Below are 17,814 nucleotides of genomic sequence, written 5' to 3'. Positions count from 1 at the left end.
GCAGGGGGTCCTTGGTCGATCTCCGTCGATCGCGGGTGGCGACAGCTTCCCCCATGCACCGTCCGGGGGTCGAGCGGCCGGTCGCCCCGGCGGGCCGCCCACGTACAGTGGCGGGGTTCCGACGACCGAGGAGACCCGCGCCCCAGCATGAGCACCCCCTCCCCGCAGGACACCGCCGGACCCGGGCGCGACGACACCGCCGGACTCGGGCGCGATGACACCGCCGGACTCGGGCGGGACGACACCGCCGGACTCGGGCGGGACGACACCGCCGGACTCGGGCGGGACGACGTCGCGCACCTGGCCCGGCTGGCCCGGCTCGCGCTCACCGACGAGGAGCTCGACGCCTTCGCGGGGCAGCTGTCCGCGGTGCTCGACGCGGTGGCCGAGGTCGGGAAGGCCGACGTCGCCGACGTGCCGCCGATGACCCACGCGGTGCCGCTGACCAACGTCACCCGCCCGGACGTCGTCACGCCCAGCCTGCCGCGCGACGTCGTCCTGGCGCAGGCGCCGGCGGCCGAGGACGACCGCTTCCGGGTGCCGCAGATCCTGGGGGAGGAGGAGTGAGCACCGACCCCACCACCCTGGACGCCGCCGAGCTGGGCCGGCTGCTGGCCGCCGGCGAAGCCAGCTCGGTGGAGCTCACCCGGGCCTACCTGGACCGGATCGCCGCGCAGGACGACGTCCTCGGCGCCTACCTGCACGTGGACGCCGAGGCCGCGCTGGCCCGCGCCGCCGAGGTCGACGCCGCCCGCGCCGCCGGGGAGGAGCTCGGCCCGCTGGCCGGCGTCCCGGTGGCGCTCAAGGACGTGTTCGTCACCGAGGGCGTGCCCACCACCAGCGGGTCGCGGATCCTCGAGGGCTGGCACCCGCCGTACGACGCCACCGTCGCGGCTCGGCTCAAGGCGGCCGGCACGGTGCTGCTCGGCAAGACCAACATGGACGAGTTCGCGATGGGCTCCTCCACGGAGAACTCCGCGTACCGCCCGGCCCGCAACCCGTGGGACCCCGACCGCATCCCCGGCGGGTCCTCCGGCGGGTCCTCCGCCGCGGTCGCCGGCGGGCTGGCGCCGTGGGCGCTGGGCACCGACACCGGCGGCTCGATCCGCCAGCCGGCCGCGGTCACCGGGCTGGTCGGGCACAAGCCCACCTACGGCTCGGTGTCCCGCTACGGGCTGATCGCGTTCTCCTCCAGTCTCGACCAGGCCGGCCCGATGGCGCGCACCGTGCTGGACGCCGCCGTCCTGCACGAGGCGATCGGCGGGCACGACCCGCGCGACTCCACCAGCATCGAGGCCCCCGTGCCGCTGCTGGTCCGCGCCGCGCAGGACGGTGCCCGCGGGGAGCTGGCCGGGCTGCGCGTCGGCGTCGTCCGGGAGCTGGGCGGCGACGGGCACGCCGACGGGTACGACGCCGGGGTCCTGGACCGGGTGCGCGAGACCGTCGCGCTGCTCGAGGGCATGGGCGCCGAGGTGCGCGAGGTGTCCTGTCCCTCGTTCGCCCTGGCCCTGCCGGCCTACTACCTGATCGCCCCCAGCGAGGCGTCGTCGAACCTGGCCCGCTTCGAGGGCGTGCGGTTCGGCCTGCGGGCGGGCGACGACGGCAGCCGCTCGCTGGAGGAGGTCATGTCGCTGACCCGGGAGCAGGGTTTCGGCCCGGAGGTCAAGCGGCGGATCGTGCTGGGCACCTACGCCCTGTCGGCCGGGTACTACGACGCCTACTACGGGCAGGCGCAGAAGGTCCGCACGCTGATCACCCGCGACGCCACCGCCGCGTTCGCCGACGTCGACGTGCTGGTCAGCCCGACCAGCCCCACGGTGGCCTGGCCGATCGGCGCCCGCGTCGACGACCCGTTGGCCATGTACGCCGCCGACCTGTGCACGCTGCCGGCCAGCCTGGCCGGGCTGCCGGCCATCTCGGTGCCGTGCGGGCTGTCCGAGGGCCTGCCGGTCGGGTTCCAGGTCATGGCCCCCGCGCTGGCCGACGACCGCTGCTACCGGGTCGCCGCCGCGGTGGAGACCGCGCTGGACGCCGCCCGCGGCACCCGCTTCCTGGACCAGCTCACCGAGCGGACGCCGGCGTGAACGGGGCGCTCAAGGCCGCGTGGGCGCTGACGGCGTTCGTCGTGCTGGTGGGGCTGGTCGGCTGGATCGCCACCGGTGAGGTCTTCTTCGCGGTCTTCATCGTGCTCGGCGTGCTCACCGCCGTCGGCGCCGTGGTGACCGGCCGCTCCGTCCGCAAGGAGAACGACTCCCGATGAGCGACACCCTCGTCGAGTACGACGAGCTCCTCACCCGCTACGAGCCGGTCGTCGGCCTGGAGACCCACGTCGAGCTGGGCACCGCGTCGAAGATGTTCTGCGGCTGCGCGACCACCTTCGGCGCGGAGCCCAACACCCAGACCTGTCCGGTGTGCCTGGGTCTGCCCGGCTCGCTGCCGGTGGTCAACGCCGCCGCGATCGAGGCGACCATCAGGATCGGGCTGGCGCTGGGCTGCCGGATCGCCTCGTGGTGCCGCTTCGCGCGGAAGAACTACTTCTACCCGGACATCCCCAAGGGCTTCCAGACCAGCCAGTACGACGAGCCGCTGTGCACCGCCGGGCACCTCGACGTCGAGGTCGACGGGCAGACATACCGGGTGGAGATCGAGCGGGTGCACCTGGAGGAGGACACCGGCAAGAACCTGCACGTCGGCGGGGCCACCGGGCGCATCCACGGCGCCTCGCACTCGCTGGTCGACTTCAACCGCGCGGGCATCCCGCTGGTCGAGATCGTCACCCGGCCGATCCCCGGCGCCGGCGCGCGGGCCCCCGAGGTCGCCCGGGCCTACGTCGCCGAGCTGCGCGACATCGTGCAGAGCCTGGGCGCCTCCGACGTCCGGATGGAGCAGGGCAGCCTGCGCTGCGACGTGAACACCTCCCTGGCGCCGACCGGCAGCCTGGAGTGGGGCACCCGCACCGAGACCAAGAACGTCAACTCGCTGCGCAGCGTCGAGCGCGCCGTCCGCTACGAGATGCGCCGGCAGGCTGCCGTCCTCGACGCCGGGGGCCGCGTGCGGCAGGAGACCCGGCACTTCCACGAGGACACCGGCAGCACCTCACCCGGGCGCAGCAAGGAGGAGGCCACCGACTACCGGTACTTCCCCGAGCCGGACCTGGTGCCGGTCGCGCCCGACGAGGAGTGGGTGGCCGCGCTGGCCGCCGCCCTGCCGGAGCTGCCCGCCGCCCGCCGCGCCCGGCTGCAGCAGGAGTGGGGGCTGTCGGGCACCGAGATGACCTGGCTGGTCAACGCGGGCGCGCTCGGCCTGGTGGAGGCCACCGTCGCCGCGGGCGCCGGGCCGGCCGACGCCCGCAAGTGGTGGCTCGGCGAGCTCGCCCGGCGGGCCAACGACGCCGGCGTGGAACTGGCGGAGCTGGCCGTGACCCCGGCGCAGGTCGCCGAGCTCAGCCGGCTGGTCGCCGACGGCACGGTCAACGACAAGCTGGCCCGGCAGGTGCTCGACGGCGTGCTGGCCGGCGAGGGCGACCCGGCGCAGGTCGTGCAGGCCCGCGGGCTGGCGGTGATGGGGGAGTCCGACGAGCTGGTCGCCGCGGTCGAGGAGGCCCTCGCCGGCAACCCCGACGTCGTCGCCAAGGTGCAGGCCGGCAAGGTGGCGGCCCTCGGCGCGCTGGTCGGCGCGGTCATGAGGACCACCCGCGGCAAGGCCGACGCCGCGACCGTCAAGCGCATGCTCGAGGAGCGGCTGGTCGGGAGCTGAGTCACTGCGGTCCTACCGGACCGCACCGCGGCCAGGAGCCCGGAAGGACCCCGGTGCCCCCCACGCCTCGCAGGCGCAGGCGGAGGGCCCCTGCACCGAGGCCGAACGGCGCGCTGAGCCCCGCCGTCCTACAACGGGGAGTCGGCGGCGCCGCCGGGCGGGAAGACGCGCAGCACCCGGTCGTCGTCCTCGGCCGGGGTGCCGACGCCGTCCTCGTTGGACGTGGTGATCCACAGGGCGCCCTCGCCGTCGAGGACGACGGTGCGCAGCCGGCCGTAGCGCTCGACGAGGAACTCCCCCGGCTCCTCGGCCAGGGCGCCGGTGCCGTCCAGCTGCACCGTGTGCACGCGGCGGCCGTCCAGCGCGCCGAGGAACACCGTGCGCCCGGCCACCGCGCACCCGGCCAGGCCGCCCTCGGCCGGGGGGAAGTCCACGACCGGACCGGCGCTGTCCGGCGCCGCGGCCGGCCAGCCGCCGTCGCCGCCCTCGACGACCGCCACCAGCTCGTCGGGCCCCTCCGCGGAGTCGTCCGTGGCGAACAGCGCCTCCCCGCCCGGGCACAGCGCCGTGACGTCGGCGTGCCCGGAGCTGTACACCGGGCCGGCCCCCACCGCCCGGCCGAAGACGTCGACGTGCAGCACCTTGCCGGCCAGCGAGGCGGGGTCCTGGGCCAGCGCCGGGTCCGCGGTGTCCCCGGTGCCGACGAACAGGGTGCCGTCGGGGGCGAACGCCAGCCCGCCGCCGTTGTGCGTCTCGCCGCGCGGGATGCCGGTGAGCACCGGGTTGGGGGTGCTGCCCATCGGGAAGCGGACCACGCGGTTGTCGGTGGCCGTGGAGACGTAGGCGTAGAACAGCCCGTCCTCCGGGAAGGTCGGCGAGATCGCCAGGCCCAGCAGCCCGCCGTCCCCGGCGGTGTCGATGCCGGGCAGCGTCATGAGCTCCCGGGCGGGGGAGCGGTCGGGGAACACCTGCAGCAGCCGCCCGGTCTCCCGCTCGCCGACGACCGCGGTGCCGTCGGGCAGCACGACCAGGCCGGTGGGCACGGTCAGCCCGGAGGCGACCACGTTCGGGTCGCCGGCCTCCTCGTCGGACTCCGGGTCGGCCGGGTCCCCCGGACCGGGCACCTGCGGTGACTCCGTGGGCGGGCCGACCTGGGGCGGGGGGCCCTCCGGCCGCGGGCGGAACGGGCCGGACGGCTCGTAGCCCTCGCCGCCGCAGGCGGCCAGGACGACGGTCAGCACCGCGGCAGCGGCCAGGCGCCGTCCCCGTCGCGCGCGCAGCCGGCTCACCCCTCGCACAGTACGTGCGGGCGCCGGCGGGGCGGCTCCCGCAGCACTACCCGACGTCGGGGATGCGGCCGCCGGAGACCGCGGCCAGCCGGGGCAGGTCGCGGGTGCGCAGCACCGGCAGCCGCAGCTCGGTGCCGCGGGTGGTCACCAGGCGCAGGTCGCCGCGCTCGGCCACCCGGATGCCGGCCACCTCACGCCAGGGCACGTGCCGGGCGGCGGCCAGCGAGCGCACCGTGACCCCGTCGTCGGCGACGTCCACCCCGACCCGCAGCACCCACACGGCGATCAGCGCGGGTACGAGCAGGAGCAGCGCCGCCCAGGGGGCGGCGGCCGCCAGCGGCAGGACGCAGATGGCCAGGAAGAGGACCGGGAGCAGCGCCACCCGGCTGGTCCGCAAGCGCGCCGTGGCCACGGCCGCACATCCTCCCAGACCGGCTCAGGCCGACAGCCGCGCCAGCCGGTCGGCCGCGTCGCCACCCTCGGCGGCGGTGTAGACGACCACCGACAGGCCCGGGGCGTCGGCCGGCGCGAGCTGGTGGTGCTCCAGCAGCAGCGTGCCGACCCGGGGGTGCTCGAAGCGCCGCTCGGCGGAGCTGAACCGGTCGACGTCGTGGCTGGCCCACCCGGCGCGGAAGTCGGGGCTGGCGGCCTGCAACCGGGACACCAGGTCGACCACCCCCGGGTCGGCCAGCCGCGGGCCCACCTCGGCGCGGAACTGGGTGAGGAAGCGGCGGCTGTCGGTGCCCCAGTCGCCCAGCAGGTCCCGGACGGCCGGGTCGGTGAACACCAGCCACAGCAGGTTGCGCTCGGCCGGCGGCACGGTGGCCACCCCCGGGTACAGCCGCTGGTAGGCCCGGTTCCAGCCGGCGATCGTCCAGCCGGCGGTGATCGCGTAGGCGGGGGAGGGGCCCAGCGCGTCGAGCAGCCGCTGCACGTGGGCCGGCATGCCGTCGACCGCGCCGCCGGGGGTGCTGCCGCCGTGCCCGGTCAGCCGCAGCACGTACCCGTGCTCGGCCGGTGACATCCGCAGCGTGCGGGCCAGCGCGTCGACCACCTGGCGCGAGGGCCGGATGTCGCGGCCCTGCTCCAGCCACGTGTACCAGGTGTGGCTCACCCCGGAGAGCAGCGCGACCTCCTCCCGGCGCAGACCCGGCGTCCGCCGCGCACCGCCCGTCGGCACCCCGGCGGACCGCGGGTCGACCTGGCGGCGGCGCGACCGCAGGAACTCGGCCAGTTCACCGCGGGCGGTGGCGGAGGTGGGCACGGTGGCCTCCGGGGGACGTCGGTGGTGGTGCCGGTACCAGTATCGGTCGTCCCTGGGGCGGACCCCCCGACCGGCCTACGCTCCACGACGTGACGACCGTCGAGGACCCCCGCACCGCCACCGTCGACGTCAAGCCCCGCAGCCGCGAGGTGACCGACGGCATCACCCGCGCCCCGGCCCGCGCCATGCTGCGCGCGGTCGGGATGGGCGACGACGACTGGGAGAAGCCGCAGATCGGCGTCGCCTCGTCGTGGAACGAGATCACCCCCTGCAACCTCTCCCTCGACCGGCTGGCCAAGCGGGCCAAGGAGGGCGTGCACGCCGCCGGTGGGTTCCCGCTGGAGTTCGGCACCATCTCCGTCTCCGACGGCATCTCCATGGGCCACGAGGGGATGCGTGCCTCCCTGGTCTCCCGCGAGGTCATCGCCGACTCGGTGGAGACCGTCGTGTTCGCCGAGCGGCTCGACGGCACCGTGCTGCTGGCCGGTTGCGACAAGTCGCTGCCCGGCATGCTCATGGCCGCCGCGCGGCTGGACCTGGCCAGCGTGTTCGTCTACTCCGGCTCCACGCTGCCGGGGAAGCTCGGTGACCGCGACGACCTGACGATCATCGACGTCTTCGAGGGGGTCGGCGCCTGCGCGCGCGGGCTGATCACCCGCGAGGAGCTCGAGGCGATCGAGCGGGCCGCCTGCCCCGGCCAGGGCTCCTGCGGCGGCATGTACACGGCCAACACCATGGCCAGCGTCGCCGAGGCCCTCGGCATGGCCCTGCCCGGCAGCGCCGCCCCGCCGGCCCCCGACAGCCGCCGCGACGCCGTCGCCGTCGCCTCCGGCGAGGCCGTCGTCAACCTGCTGCGCAAGGGCATCACCGCTCGCCAGATCATGACGCGGGAGGCGTTCGAGAACGCGATCACCGTGGTCATGGCGCTCGGCGGCTCCACCAACGCCGTCCTGCACCTGCTGGCCATCGCGCACGAGGCGCAGGTCGACCTCACCCTCGAGGACTTCAACCGGATCGGCGACCGCACCCCGCACCTGGCCGACGTCAAGCCCTTCGGCCGGTTCGTCATGACCGACGTCGACCGCGTCGGCGGTGTCCCGGTCGTGCTGCGCGCGCTGCTCGACGCCGGCCTGCTGCACGGCGACGTGCTCACCGTGACCGGGAAGACGATGGCGGAGAACCTCGCCGAGATCGCCCCGCCGGACCTCGACGGCACGATCGTGCACGCGATGAGCGACCCGATCCACAAGACCGGCGGCCTGACGATCCTGCGCGGCACGCTGTCCCCGGAGGGTGCGGTGGTGAAGTCCGCCGGCTTCGACGCCGACGTCTTCGAGGGCACCGCTCGGGTCTTCGACGGCGAGCAGGGCGCCATGGACGCCGTCACCGAGGGCACCCTGCGGGCCGGCGACGTCGTGGTGATCCGCTACGAGGGGCCCCGGGGTGGGCCAGGCATGCGCGAGATGCTCGCCGTCACCGGCGCGATCAAGGGCGCGGGCCTGGGCAAGGACGTGCTGCTGCTCACCGACGGCCGGTTCTCCGGGGGGACCACGGGCCTGTGCGTCGGCCACGTCGCACCCGAGGCCACCGACGGCGGCCCGATCGCGTTCGTGCGCGACGGCGACCGGGTCCGGCTGGACCTCGCCCGCCGGACGCTGGACCTGCTGGTCGACGACGCCGAGCTGGCCCGCCGCCGGGAGGGCTGGACGCCGCTGCCCCCGCGCTACACCACCGGCGTCCTCGGCAAGTACGCCAAGCTGGTCAGCTCCGCGGCCCAGGGCGCCGTCTGCGGCTGAACAAGGACCCCCTCGCCCCCCACCGCTCGCAGGCTCGCGGCGGGTCCCTGCGAGGGGGCCGTTCCAGCACGTCACCTGGCTCGCGGCGGGCCCCTGCAGGGAGGCCGTTCCAGCACGTCACCCGGGGGCCACCCCAAGGGGTGAGGAGCCGGCCCGCACTCCTGTCGCCGGCGCCGGCACCTGCCGACTGAGCAGGTGTGGACCGGCTGAGGTGGTGGCTGCTCGGCAGCTCGGTGCCCGTGGCCGCGGCCTGCGCGGTGTCCGCGGCCACGGCCGGCCCGGACCCCGTCGGCGACCTCGCGCTCGCCGCCCTCGGGATCGCCACCGCCGTCGTCCTGTGGACGGCGGGCCGGTCCCGGAGCGCCCGGTGGCGGGGCTGGCGGCTGTTCGCGCTCGCCCCGGTGCTGCCGGTCCTGGGCCAGGTCGCCGTCCTGGTCGCCGGGCCGCGGGACCCGGTGCTCGAGGTGGCCCTGCGCTGGCTGCCCACCGTGCCCGGCCAGGTGCTGGCCGCCGCCGGCATCCTCACCCTCGTCCCGCCCGCCCGCAGGCGCGGCGGCCCGCGGGCGGCCGTGGAGCTCGCCCTGTTCCTCATCGCCTGCGTGCTCGTGCTGCAGGTGCTGGTGCTCGACCCGGTCCCCGGCTGGCGGGACCTGACCCCCGCGGGGTCCGCCGTCCTCGCCGTGGCCACGGTGGTCACCTCGGCCACGGTGGCCGCGGCGGTCCTGCTGCTGGGCGTCGTCGAGGCCCGCCGCCAGCGCACGGCCCTGGTGCTGCTGGCCGCGGTCGCCCTCCTGGCGCCCGGCCGCGTCCTGGTCGCCGCCGGGCTGGTGCTGCTCGGCGCGGCCGCCCTGCTCGACCCGGGCCCGTGCCCGGACCCCGACGCGCAGGGGCCGGGCGGGCGGCGGCTCAGCGGCCGCTCCACCGCGCTGCGCCAGGTGCTGCCGCACCTGGCGATGACGGCCGCCTGCCTCGGTGCGGCCGCGGTCTCGCTCAGCGGCCACCGGGTCAGCCCGGTGGTCGCGGTCGGCGGCTCGCTGTGCGCCGTCCTGGCCGTGCTGCACCGGTGGGTCACCGCGCGCGAGGAGGAGGAGCTGGGCGCCCGGCTGCGGCGCAGCGAGGCCTACTTCCGCTCCCTGGTCGCCGCCAGCAGCGACGCCGTCCTCATCCTCGACCGCACCCTGCAGGTCAGCTGGACGTCCCCGACACTGGGGACGGCGCTCGGTGACCCCGCCGCCGTCCCCGTCGGCACCGACCTGCTCGCGCTGCTGCACCCCGACGACGTCCTGCCCGTCTCCCGCGCCCTGGCGCCGGGGGCCGGGGACGGTGGTGACCCGTCCGGACTGCTGCGGCTGCGGCTGCGGCACGCCGACGGCACGTGGCGGGTCCTGGAGGCCAGCGTCTCCGACCTGCGCTCGGACACCGTGGTCGGCGCCGTGGTCCTGCACTGCCGGGACACCACCGAGCGGGTCGCCCGCGAGCACACCCTGGAGCAGGTCGCGTTCACCGACCCGGTCACCGGGCTGCCCAACCGGGCCGGCTGCGAGCGCACGCTGGAGCAGGCGCTGGCCGAGGGCGGGTCGTCCCCGCGCAGCCTGCTGCTCGTGGAGCTCGACGGGATCGACGCCGTGCGCGAGGACGCCGGCCGCGACGTCGTCACCGAGGTGCTGGTCGAGGTCGCCCGCCGGTTGCGGGCCACGGTGCGCGCCGGCGACCCCGTGATGCGGGTCGGCGGGGGCGCCTTCGCCGTCCTCGCCGGGGGTCCGCCCCAGGCGGTGGACCTGCTGGCCGACCGCTGCCTGTCGGTGGTCGAGCAGCCGCTGCACACCAGCGCCGGGGTCTTCGACCTCGGCGCCGACATCGGCGTCGTCGAGTTCGCCGCCGCCGGTTCGGTGGCCGAGCTGATGACCCGCGCCGAGCTCGCCGTACGCGCGGCCTGCGCCGCGGGCACCGGCACCCCGCTGCGCTACCGGCCGGCGCTGAGCAGTGCCGCCGAGCGGCGGGCCCGCCTGCGCGAGGACCTGCCCGGCGCCTGGGACCGCGGCGAGCTGTCCGTCCTCTTCCAGCCGGTGGTCTCGCTGGCCGAACGCCGGGCGACCGGTGTCGAGGCGCTGCTGCGCTGGACCCACCCCCGGCTCGGCGAGGTGCCGCCCGCGGAGTTCGTGCCCGTCGCCGAGCGCGCCGGGGTGATCGGGGAGCTGCAGCGCTGGGCGCTGGAGCAGGCCGCCACCGCCGCGTTGCCCCTCGCCCACGGCGGCACCCCGCTGCGCCTGGGCGTGAACATCTCCGCCTCGCACGTCGCCGCCCGCACCCTGGTCCGCGACGTGGCCGCCGTCCTCGAGTCGACCGGCCTGCCCCCGGAGCGCCTCATCCTGGAGGTGACCGAGGCGACGCTCGCCTCCGAGGGCGAGCACGTGGCCGCCGACATCCGCGCGCTGCGGCTCATGGGCGTGCACGTGGCCCTCGACGACTTCGGCACCGGCCGCTCCTCGCTGGCGCACCTGACCCGGCTGCCGATCGACGTGCTGAAGCTGGACCGCTCGTTCGTGCTGCGGATCGACCGCGACCGCGAGACGCGGGCGCTGTGCGAGTCGGTGGTCGGGATCGCCGCCGCGCTCGGCCTGGACGTCGTGGCCGAGGGCGTGGAGACGCCGGCCCAGCTCGGTGCGCTGCGCGCCGCGGGCTGCGGCTTCGCCCAGGGCTTCCTGCTCGGCCGGCCGATGCGGGTGCAGGAGCTGGTCGAGGTCCTGGACCGCGGAGCCGGCGTGGTGTGGCCCGGGCTCGTCGGGTCGCACTGACCGCACCGCGGCCGGCGTCCCACGGCGCGCGACACGCTGTCCCACGGCGTGGGACGACGTGGTTGACGGCCGGGCCGCCCGGGGCGCACAGTGGCCGCGTGCGTCCGGCCTGCCTGCTCCTCGTAGTCGCCTAGCGCGTCGGTCGCCCGACCGACGTGCTGACCCTCTGTGCCGCAGGCACGGGGGGTCTTTCGTTTGCGGGCCCGACCCCCGGTGCGACCGGTCCGCCACGGGCACCCCCCGCCGCACACCGCACCACGGTCCCGTCCGGGGCCGGCAGCGAGTCCCCCAGCACCGAGCCCACCAGCAGCGAGCACGGCCAGGAGACGACATGACGACCACCACCCCGCGGGAGCCCGCCACCCGCGAGGCCGCCACCCGTGAGGCAGCCGCCGCCCTGACCGGTGTCGAGACCACGGCCCGCTCCATCGCGGAGGCCGCCGCCGAGTCGCGCACCGGCATCACGGGGGCGCAGAGCCTCGTGCGGTCCCTGGAGGCGGTCGGCGTCGAGGTGGTCTTCGGCATCCCCGGCGGGGCGATCCTGCCCGCCTACGACCCGCTGTTCGACTCGCGGGTCCGCCACGTCCTGGTCCGCCACGAGCAGGGCGCCGGGCACGCCGCCCAGGGGTACGCCCAGGCCACCGGACGGGTCGGGGTGTGCATGGCGACGTCCGGGCCGGGCGCGACGAACCTGGTCACCCCGCTGGCCGACGCCCACATGGACTCGGTGCCGCTGGTGGCCATCACCGGCCAGGTGCCCAGCCACGCGATCGGCACGGACGCCTTCCAGGAGGCCGACATCCGCGGCATCACCATGCCGATCACCAAGCACAACTTCCTGGTCACCAACCCCGACGAGATCCCCCAGCGGATCGCCGAGGCCTTCCACCTGGCCGCCACCGGCCGCCCCGGCCCGGTGCTGGTCGACATCTCCAAGGACGCGTTGCAGGCGACCACGGACTTCACCTGGCCGCCGCGGCTGGCGCTGCCCGGCTACAAGCCGAACACCCGGCCGCACGGCAAGCAGGTGCGCGAGGCGGCCGCGCTGATCGCCGCAGCCCGCCGTCCGGTGCTCTACGTCGGCGGCGGTGTGCTCAAGGCGCGGGCCACCGCGGAGCTCGCCGAGCTGGCCGAGCTCACCGGAGCCCCGGTGGTCACCACGCTGATGGCCCGCGGCGCCTTCCCCGACAGCAACCGGCAGAACCTGGGCATGCCCGGCATGCACGGCACCGTCGCCGCGGTCACCGCGCTGCAGAAGGCCGACCTGCTGATCGCCCTCGGCGCCCGCTTCGACGACCGCGTCACCGGGCAGCTGTCCTCCTTCGCGCCCGGGGCCGCGGTGGTGCACGCCGACATCGACCCGGCCGAGATCGGCAAGAACCGCAAGGCCGACGTGCCCATCGTCGGCGACGCCCGGGAGACCATCGCCGAGCTCGTCGTCGCGCTGCGCGCCGAGCACGAGGCCGGCCGCACCCCGGACCTCGCGGACTGGTGGGCGCAGGTCGAGCAGTGGCGGAGCACGTACCCGCTGGGCTACGACCGTCCCGAGGACGGCGCCCTCTCCCCGCAGTACGTCATCGAGCGGCTGGGCGCCATCGCCGGGCCCGACGCCATCTACACCTCCGGCGTCGGCCAGCACCAGATGTGGGCCGCCCAGTTCATCCGCTACGAGAAGCCGGGCACCTGGCTCAACAGCGGCGGCCTGGGCACGATGGGCTACGCCGTCCCCGCCGCGATGGGCGCCAAGGTCGGCTGCCCCGACACCACCGTGTGGGCCATCGACGGCGACGGCTGCTTCCAGATGACCAACCAGGAGTTGGCCACCTGCGCCATCGAGGGCATCCCGGTCAAGATCGCCGTCATCAACAACGGCAACCTGGGCATGGTGCGCCAGTGGCAGACCCTCTTCTACGAGGGCCGCTACTCCAACACCAAGCTGCACGCCCAGAACGCCGACGGCACCCCCAAGCCGGTGCGCATCCCCGACTTCGTCGCGCTGGCCGAGGCCCTGGGCTGCGTGGGCCTGCGCTGCGAGTCCGAGGACGACGTCGACGCGGTGATCGAGAAGGCGATGGCCATCACCGACGCGCCGGTGGTCATCGACTTCGTCGTCGGCGCCGACGCCCAGGTGTGGCCCATGGTCGCCGCGGGCGCGAGCAACGACGACATCCTGGCCGCGCGCGACCTGCGCCCGGTCTTCGGCGACAACCAGGTCTAGCGGAAGGACCCCGTCCCCCTCACCCCTCGCTCCGCTCGGGGCGAGCCTCTGGACGGGGCCATCAGTCAGCCGGTCCCAGTGGAAGGAACGTTGCGTTGTCACGCCACACGTTGTCGGTGTTGGTCGAGAACAAGTCCGGCGTGCTGGCGCGCGTCTCGGCGCTGTTCAGCCGGCGCGGGTTCAACATCGAGTCCCTCGCCGTCGGGCCGACGGAGAACCCCGACCTGTCCCGGATGACGATCGTCGCCGAGGCCGAGAGCCAGCCGCTGGAGCAGATCACCAAGCAGCTCAACAAGCTGATCGAGGTGATCAAGATCGTCGAGCTGGACCCGGCCGCGGCCGTGCAGCGCGAGCTGCTGCTGGTGAAGGTCCGCGCGCCGATGGCCGACCGCACCCAGGTGCTGCAGACCGCCGAGCTGTTCCGCGCCCGCGTCGTCGACGTCAACCCCGACACCGTGACCCTGGAGGCGACCGGCACGCCGGACAAGCTCCAGGCCCTGCTCGCCGTCCTCGCCCCGCTGGGCATCAAGGAGATGGCGCAGTCGGGCACGGTCGCCCTGGGCCGGGGGCCGCGCTCGATGAGCGGCGCCGGTACTTTGCGCCCGGTCGACCGCACGGCCTGAACCCGTCCCCCCACCGCCAATATCGCGATAAAGGCACCACAGCAGAGGAGTCCACCGCATGGCCGCCGAGATCTCCTACGACGACGACGCCGACCTGTCGATCATCCAGGGGCGCACCGTCGCCGTCCTGGGCTACGGCAGCCAGGGGCACGCGCACGCCCTGTCGCTGCGCGACTCCGGGGTCGACGTCCGCGTCGGCCTGCCCGAGGGCAGCAAGAGCCGCGCCAAGGCCGAGGCCGAGGGCCTGCGCGTGGTGACGCCGGCCGAGGCGGCCGCCGAGGCGGACCTGGTGATGATCCTCGCGCCGGACCACGTGCAGCGGACGCTGTACACGGAGTCCGTCGAGCCCAACCTGCAGGACGGCGACGCGCTGTTCTTCGGGCACGGCTTCAACATCCGGTTCGGCTACGTCAAGCCCCCGGCCGGCGTCGACGTCGCGATGGTCGCCCCCAAGGGCCCCGGCCACCTCGTGCGCCGCGAGTTCGAGAACGGCAAGGGCGTGCCCTGCCTGGTCGCCGTGGAGCAGGACGCCAGCGGGCAGGCGCTGCCGCTGGCGCTGTCCTACGCCAAGGCCATCGGTGGCACCCGCGCCGGCGTCATCCGCACCACCTTCGCCGAGGAGACCGAGACCGACCTGTTCGGCGAGCAGGCGGTCCTCTGCGGTGGCGCCAGCGCGCTGATCACCGCCGGCTTCGAGACCCTCACCGAGGCCGGCTACCAGCCCGAGGTGGCCTACTTCGAGTGCCTGCACGAGCTGAAGCTGATCGTCGACCTCATGTACGAGGGCGGGATCGCCAAGCAGCGCTGGTCGGTGTCCGACACCGCGGAGTACGGCGACTACACCTCCGGACCGAGGATCATCGACCAGCACGTCAAGGACGCGATGAAGGACGTGCTGGCCCGCATCAAGGACGGCTCCTGGGCCGCGGAGTTCATCGCCGACCAGGACGCCGGCGCCCCGGACTTCCGGCGTCGCCGCGCCGAGGCCGAGGCGCACCCGATCGAGGAGACCGGGCGCCGGCTGCGCGGGCTGATGAGCTGGGTGTCGACGTCCGACGACTACACCGGCACCGCCGCGCGCGGCTGACCGAGGCGCCGCCTCCCGCGACGGCTCAGCCGTCGCGGGAGGCGGCGAACCACTCGCGGGACGGCGCCTGCAGCAGCAGGACGACGGCGCCGACCGCCAGCAGGAGCAGCAGTGCCGGCAGGAAGCCCACGCCACCGCCCTGCAGGACGCCGACGGCGACGCCGGTCAGCGCGACCACACCGCTGACCGCGGACGCGGCGACCAGCGTCCGGCGGTCCCGCCCCCGCAGGACCGACACCGCACCCCAAAGGCACGCCGCGGTCAGCGCCAGGTAGAGGACGCCGAACACCGCCAGCAGGCCCGCCTGGGCGGTGAAGGTGAACGACACGAGGGCCACCACGAACAGCAGGGTGGCCTGGGCGAACCCGGCCACGCCCGCCATGAGGACGTGCGGCGGGCGCCCGTCACCGGCTCCACGACGACCGGACGTCGACACCGGGCCCGCGCTCAACGCGCCCGCCGCGCGCGGTGCGCGGCGTAGAACTGCGCCGCCGGGCGCACGCACAGCAGCACGACGACCGCCAGGGCGGCCAGGAGGAACAGCAGGACGACCGCGATCTCGCCGGCCCCGGTGCCGCCCGAGGCCGCCCCGGCGAGGGTGGCGAGGGTGGCCAGGCCGGTCACCGCGACCGCGATCGACCCGCCCACCAGCAGCGGCACCCGGCTGCGCCCGGTCAGCGCGCGCACCGACCCCCACACCACGAGCGCCGCCCAGACCAGGACGACCAGGCCCAGGCCGATCGCGAACGCCTGCACGGCGTCGGTGAACTCGGCCACCTCACCGGGGTCGGTGGCAGTGACCGACGGGTCGCCGGCCGCGAGGTCCCCCAGGAGGCTGCCCAGCACGGCACCGCCCAGGACGAGACCGAGGCCCACCAGCGCACCCAGGGCGCCGAAGACGGAGCCCAGCACCGCGGCCACCACGACCGCCGTGGGGCGGGCCGGCACCGGGGCCTGCCCGTACGGCCCGACCTGCCCGTACGGCCCGGCCTGCCCGTACGGCCCGGCCGCCGGGTGGTGGTCAGCGGTCGCTCCGTACGGGCCCGGCGCCGGGGCGGAGGGGCCGTGGGGGGAGGGCTGGTGCCGCTGACCGCCGTACGGCTGACCCGGCCGCCCGACGGTCTCGTACCGCGGCGGCTGCCCGTACGGCCCCGGCCACGGGCCGGCACCGGAGCCGCGCCCGTCGTCCTGACTGCTCATGATCCCCTCCGTCGGCGCCGGCGTCCGCCGGCAGCAGACGCCAGGATGTCCAGCCCGCGGTCGCCCCGGCAAGCGAGCTCCCCCGGTGCCCGGGGTGCCCGCGGCACACCGGGGCTGGTCGGCCCGGCGTCGGCACCCGTCCCTAGGCTGTGCCCCCGTGACCACGCCGATGTCCGGGACAGCGCCCGTCGTCCTGATCGCCGAGGAGCTGGCCCCGAGCGTGCTGCAGGTGCTGGGTCACGAGGTCGAGATCCGCCACGTCGACGGCGCCGACCGGGCCGCCCTGCTGCCGGCGCTGGCCGACGCGTCGGCCGTGGTGATCCGCAGCGCCACGCAGATCGACGCCGAGGCACTGGCCGCCGCGCCGAACCTCAAGGTCGTGGCCCGCGCCGGCATCGGGCTGGACAACGTCGACGTCACCGCGGCCACCGAGCGCGGCGTCATGGTGGTCAACGCCCCGACGTCGAACGTCGTCAGCGCCGCCGAGCACGCGGTTGCGCTCCTGCTGGCCGCCGCCCGGCGCATCCCGGCCGCCGACGCCTCGCTGCGCGCCGGCACCTGGAAGCGCTCGGCGTTCACCGGCGTCGAGGTCACCGACAAGGTCGTCGGCGTGGTCGGGCTGGGCCGGATCGGCCAGCTGGTCGCCCAGCGGCTGGCCGCCTTCGGCGTCACGCTGATCGCCTACGACCCCTACATCCAGCCCGGCCGCGCCGCGCAGCTCGGCGTGCGCATGGTGTCCCTGGAGGAGCTGCTGCGCGAGTCGGACTTCATCACCATCCACCTGCCGAAGACGCCGGAGACCCTCGGTCTGATCGGCGCCGCCGAGCTGGCCACCACCAAGCGCGGCGTGATCGTCGTCAACGCCGCCCGCGGCGGGCTGGTCGACGAGGCGGCGCTGGCCGAGGCGCTGGCGTCCGGGCAGGTCGGCGCGGCCGGCATCGACGTGTACGCCCAGGAGCCGTGCACCGACAGCCCGCTGTTCGCGCTGCCCACCACCGTCGTCACCCCGCACCTGGGCGCCTCCACGACCGAGGCGCAGGACAAGGCGGGCACCGCGGTCGCGCACTCGGTGCGCCTGGCGCTGCAGGGGGAGTTCGTGCCCGACGCGGTGAACGTCCAGGCCGGCGGGGTCGTCGCCGAGGACGTCCGCCCCGGCCTGCCGCTGGCCGAGAAGCTCGGGCGGGTGTTCACCGCCGTCGCCGGCGGGCTGGCCCAGTCGGTGACCGTCGACGTCCGCGGCAAGATCGCGGAGTTCGACGACTCGGTGCTGCAGCTCGCCGTCCTCAAGGGCGTCTTCTCCGACGTGGTCGAGGAGCAGGTCACCTACGTCAACGCCCCGCTGCTGGCCGAGCAGCGGGGCCTGGCGGTGGCGCTCACCAGCGACGTGGAGAGCCCGGACTACCGCAACCTGATCAGCGTCCGCGGGGCGATGGCCGACGGCACGGAGGTCACCGTCTCCGGCACGCTGTTCGGCAAGAACCAGGTGCCCAAGCTGGTCGAGGTCAACGGCTTCGACACGGACCTGGACGCCGCGGGCTACCTGCTGTTCTTCCTCTACACCGACCGCCCCGGCGTGGTGGGCACCGTCGGCGCGGCGCTCGGGGAGGCCGGCGTCAACATCGCCGGCGCACAGGTCAGCCGCACCACCCGCGGCGGCGAGGCGTTGATGGCGGTGACCGTCGACAGCCCCGTGCCGGCCGAGCTGCTCGGGGACATCGCCGGCCGCATCGGCGCCCGTGAGGCCCGCTCCGCGGACCTCACCGCGTCCTGACCTAGGGTCGTCGCC

The 17,814-nt window shown here is 75.4% G+C and carries 14 protein-coding genes and 1 pseudogene; 10 read left to right on the top strand and 5 right to left on the bottom strand.

Going from position 1 to position 17,814, the window contains the following annotated elements; translation table 11 throughout:
* Positions 1–273: 273 nt before the first annotated feature.
* The 4 genes and pseudogenes from gatC to gatB form a co-directional block, all read left to right on the top strand.
* Positions 274–567, top strand: a pseudogene (gene gatC, locus RTG05_RS16350) (Asp-tRNA(Asn)/Glu-tRNA(Gln) amidotransferase subunit GatC); the annotation flags it as partial.
* Positions 564–2,084, top strand: a complete 1,521-nt coding sequence (gene gatA, locus RTG05_RS16345) for an Asp-tRNA(Asn)/Glu-tRNA(Gln) amidotransferase subunit GatA (protein ID WP_166525994.1) — start codon at positions 564–566, stop codon at positions 2,082–2,084. The pseudogene gatC and the gene gatA, both read left to right, overlap by 4 nt.
* Complete coding sequence (locus RTG05_RS16340; RefSeq protein WP_166525993.1) at positions 2,081–2,260, top strand: hypothetical protein; 180 nt, start codon at positions 2,081–2,083, stop codon at positions 2,258–2,260. The genes gatA and RTG05_RS16340 overlap by 4 nt, the downstream gene beginning before the upstream one ends.
* A complete protein-coding gene (gene gatB, locus RTG05_RS16335; RefSeq protein ID WP_166525992.1) occupies positions 2,257–3,756 on the top strand; it encodes an Asp-tRNA(Asn)/Glu-tRNA(Gln) amidotransferase subunit GatB in 1,500 nt (499 codons plus the stop codon). Before RTG05_RS16340 ends, gatB begins: the two co-directional genes overlap by 4 nt.
* Positions 3,757–3,884: 128 nt before the next feature.
* Here gatB and RTG05_RS16330 read toward each other — a convergent pair whose 3' ends face one another.
* The 3 genes from RTG05_RS16330 to RTG05_RS16320 are packed head-to-tail and all read right to left on the bottom strand — an operon-like array spanning position 3,885 to position 6,309.
* Complete coding sequence (locus tag RTG05_RS16330) at positions 3,885–5,045, bottom strand: PQQ-dependent sugar dehydrogenase (protein WP_315911959.1); 1,161 nt, start codon at positions 5,043–5,045, stop codon at positions 3,885–3,887.
* A gap of 46 nt (positions 5,046–5,091) precedes the next feature.
* Positions 5,092–5,457 (bottom strand): PH domain-containing protein, encoded by a 366-nt coding sequence (locus tag RTG05_RS16325; RefSeq protein WP_166525991.1) that lies wholly within the window; start codon positions 5,455–5,457, stop codon positions 5,092–5,094.
* A 24-nt stretch (positions 5,458–5,481) separates the two neighbouring features.
* Entirely contained in the window at positions 5,482–6,309 is an 828-nt protein-coding gene (locus tag RTG05_RS16320) for a helix-turn-helix transcriptional regulator (protein ID WP_166525990.1), read from the bottom strand.
* Positions 6,310–6,398: 89 nt separating this feature from the next.
* Here RTG05_RS16320 and ilvD point away from each other — a divergent pair, with 89 nt between their 5' ends.
* From ilvD to ilvC, 5 genes are all read left to right on the top strand, one after another.
* The gene (gene ilvD, locus RTG05_RS16315) at positions 6,399–8,105 is read left to right on the top strand and encodes a dihydroxy-acid dehydratase (protein ID WP_166525989.1); all 1,707 of its coding nucleotides are present in this window, start codon (positions 6,399–6,401) and stop codon (positions 8,103–8,105) included.
* A 197-nt stretch (positions 8,106–8,302) separates the two neighbouring features.
* Entirely contained in the window at positions 8,303–10,900 is a 2,598-nt protein-coding gene (locus RTG05_RS16310) for a putative bifunctional diguanylate cyclase/phosphodiesterase (protein ID WP_166525988.1), read from the top strand.
* A gap of 331 nt (positions 10,901–11,231) precedes the next feature.
* Positions 11,232–13,118 carry an acetolactate synthase large subunit gene (locus RTG05_RS16305; protein ID WP_166525987.1) on the top strand — a complete coding sequence of 629 codons (1,887 nt, stop codon included), beginning with the start codon at positions 11,232–11,234 and terminating at the stop codon, positions 13,116–13,118.
* 95 nt (positions 13,119–13,213) lie between these two features.
* Positions 13,214–13,741 (top strand): acetolactate synthase small subunit, encoded by a 528-nt coding sequence (gene ilvN / locus RTG05_RS16300; protein WP_166525986.1) that lies wholly within the window; start codon positions 13,214–13,216, stop codon positions 13,739–13,741.
* 58 nt (positions 13,742–13,799) lie between these two features.
* Complete coding sequence (gene ilvC / locus RTG05_RS16295; RefSeq protein WP_166525985.1) at positions 13,800–14,828, top strand: ketol-acid reductoisomerase; 1,029 nt, start codon at positions 13,800–13,802, stop codon at positions 14,826–14,828.
* A gap of 25 nt (positions 14,829–14,853) precedes the next feature.
* Here the strand turns inward: ilvC and RTG05_RS16290 are convergent, their stop codons facing one another.
* Positions 14,854–15,201 carry a hypothetical protein gene (locus RTG05_RS16290; RefSeq protein ID WP_166525984.1) on the bottom strand — a complete coding sequence of 116 codons (348 nt, stop codon included), beginning with the start codon at positions 15,199–15,201 and terminating at the stop codon, positions 14,854–14,856.
* Positions 15,202–15,275: 74 nt separating this feature from the next.
* A complete protein-coding gene (locus RTG05_RS16285) occupies positions 15,276–16,028 on the bottom strand; it encodes a hypothetical protein (RefSeq protein WP_166525983.1) in 753 nt (250 codons plus the stop codon).
* A gap of 157 nt (positions 16,029–16,185) precedes the next feature.
* Here RTG05_RS16285 and serA point away from each other — a divergent pair, with 157 nt between their 5' ends.
* Positions 16,186–17,799: a phosphoglycerate dehydrogenase gene (gene serA, locus RTG05_RS16280; RefSeq protein ID WP_315911958.1), complete on the top strand. Its 1,614-nt coding sequence runs from the start codon at positions 16,186–16,188 to the stop codon at positions 17,797–17,799.
* Positions 17,800–17,814 lie beyond the last annotated feature (15 nt).

Source organism: Geodermatophilus sp. DSM 44513, from assembly GCF_032460525.1.
GTDB lineage: Bacteria > Actinomycetota > Actinomycetes > Mycobacteriales > Geodermatophilaceae > Geodermatophilus.
This window is presented reverse-complemented; position numbering and strand designations above follow the sequence as displayed.